Annotated in this window: 3 protein-coding genes; all 3 read left to right on the top strand. The window is 65.7% G+C overall.

Translation table 11 applies throughout. The features are described 5' to 3' along the window. A partial coding sequence (locus V6M39_RS01180; protein ID WP_332641823.1) for a hypothetical protein occupies positions 1-844 on the top strand: 844 nt, incomplete at its 5' end. Positions 845-860: 16 nt separating this feature from the next. After that, a complete protein-coding gene (locus tag V6M39_RS01175) occupies positions 861-1532 on the top strand; it encodes a hypothetical protein (RefSeq protein ID WP_332641822.1) in 672 nt (223 codons plus the stop codon). A 56-nt stretch (positions 1533-1588) separates the two neighbouring features. Next, on the top strand, positions 1589-1864 hold a 276-nt coding region (locus V6M39_RS01170), incomplete at its 3' end, for a VOC family protein (RefSeq protein WP_332641821.1).

The raw sequence follows: 1864 nt of genomic DNA, 5'->3' as shown, positions 1-1864 counted from the left end.
CGGCATCGGCGAGAAGATCAAGTCGATCATCCAGGCCATCCAGAGGCCCTTCAACAAGGCGATCGACTTCGTGATCAAGAAGGGCCTCAAGCTCGCCGGCCCGGTCATCCGCGGCCTGAAGGGCCTCGGAGGCAAGGCCAAGGCGGGGGCCAACAAGTTGAAGAACAAGGCTCTTGCGAAGATCCGCGGCGGCGACGACTCACCCGCGGGCAAACAGAAGCGTCTGGACAGCGGCCTGGCGGCAGGCCAGTCGGCCGTGGACCGGCTACCGGGCGAGAGCATCAAGGCGGCTCTCGGCCGGCCAGTCCTCGCTGCGATCAGGGTTCGGTACGGGATGACACGGCTTGAGTTGGTCGCCCGTGGGACTCACTGGGTGGTGGAGGGGGAGATCAACCCCAAGGGCAGCAAGCCCACCACGAAGGCCGTTGCGGTCGTCAGCTCCAAGTACGTCGTGCCCGGGACAAAGCAGTTGCGGCCGTACGTACTGGCAGATGGAGTGCGTGAGTGGTTCTACAAGAAGAACTTCCGGCTCACCCACAAGACCACTGTCCTCAATGAGGCAGCGAAGGGAGCGTCAGCGGGCTGGGTATGGTGCGCCGGGCACGGTAGTCGAGCAGCTCACCAGATCCGGCGCAATCAGGTCACCATCGACCACCGCGACACTCCCGTGGCCAGGCACTGGAACAGCAAGGGTCGCAAGACCGACCAGGCGACGCGCTATGCGTGGTACGACGATCCGAAGAACCTCGTCGTCCTGTGCGGACCGTGCAACAGTTCGAAGGGGTCCGGCGGAGTCACCTACACCGATACCGTTGAACCAGGCTTCAAGGGCTACAGGGAGTAGCGGGGAGGCGCACCAGATGGAGAACTACTCGCTCTGGAACGGCATGGCGGACGAGGGTGCAGTACGCCTCTACGCCACTGCGATCAACATGCAGGAGATCGGCACTGGCACGGCGGCATTCATCGACACTTTGCTCGCCGACTTCGGGCAGTCCGGCTCCGCATCCGACTGGTCGGTGTCCGGGCCGTTCGCGACCAGTTACCTGTGCCAGGACGACGAGTCCTCCGAGTGGCGCGACCGGTGGTGGCTCACCTGGGACATCCGGATCGGATTGACGACCGCGCCGGCCCCAGTGCCCGATCCGTTGGTCGACACGTTCGCCTACGACGAGTCATGGACCGGCAAGGAGGCCAGCCCAGAGGCCTTCACCGTCATCGTCAAGGCACCTGACTCGGCACGGGCCACGGAACTGCATGCGGTGCTGTCGGGCGCGGTCGGTGGGAAGCACGATGTTGCTCGGAGCGGGACCACTCCGGCCACCACGGACTTGATCACTCAGGTGGCCAGGAAGCTCAAGTCGAGGCGCTCGCCTCGGGCGCAGGTCTCGCCCGGTCGCCGCCCCGGGCTGATTGAGGTGCGAATTGAATCCGGGCGTCCCCGGCTGATCCCGGATGCGGTCGCAACGGCAGAGCTCATCGAGCAACTGGCCCGCAGCCTCGGCGCTGACACTCGCCTGAGACCCAGTTGACGAAGCGGTTGCCTGGGCCGCGATGAGTCGCCGCGCGTGCCCCGGTCTGTCCTGCCATGAGCATTGCGAGCAGCCACATCCAGCCCTGCCTGTGGTTCGACGACACCCTCGAGGAAGCCGCGCGCTTCTACACCGGCATCTTCCCGAACTCCTCGATCGGGCACCTCAGCCGCTACTCCGAGGGCAGCCCCGGCGAGCCCGGCACGGTCATGGCCGGCGAGTTCACGCTCGACGGGATGACCTTCCGCGGCATCAACGGAGGACCGGCGTTCCCGTTCACCGAGGCGGTCTCGTTCTCGGTCACGTGCCGCGACCAGTCCGAGGTCGACTAC

The organism is Aeromicrobium sp., from assembly GCF_036675695.1.
Classification (GTDB): domain Bacteria; phylum Actinomycetota; class Actinomycetes; order Propionibacteriales; family Nocardioidaceae; genus Aeromicrobium.
The sequence above is the reverse complement of the archived record's forward strand: the minus strand, read 5'-3'. Positions and strand labels throughout refer to the sequence as shown.

Coding starts and splice junctions, on each gene's coding strand:
- V6M39_RS01175 (WP_332641822.1), top strand. CDS start 861: ATGGAGAACTACTCGCTCTGGAACGGCATGGCGGACGAGGGTGCAGTA.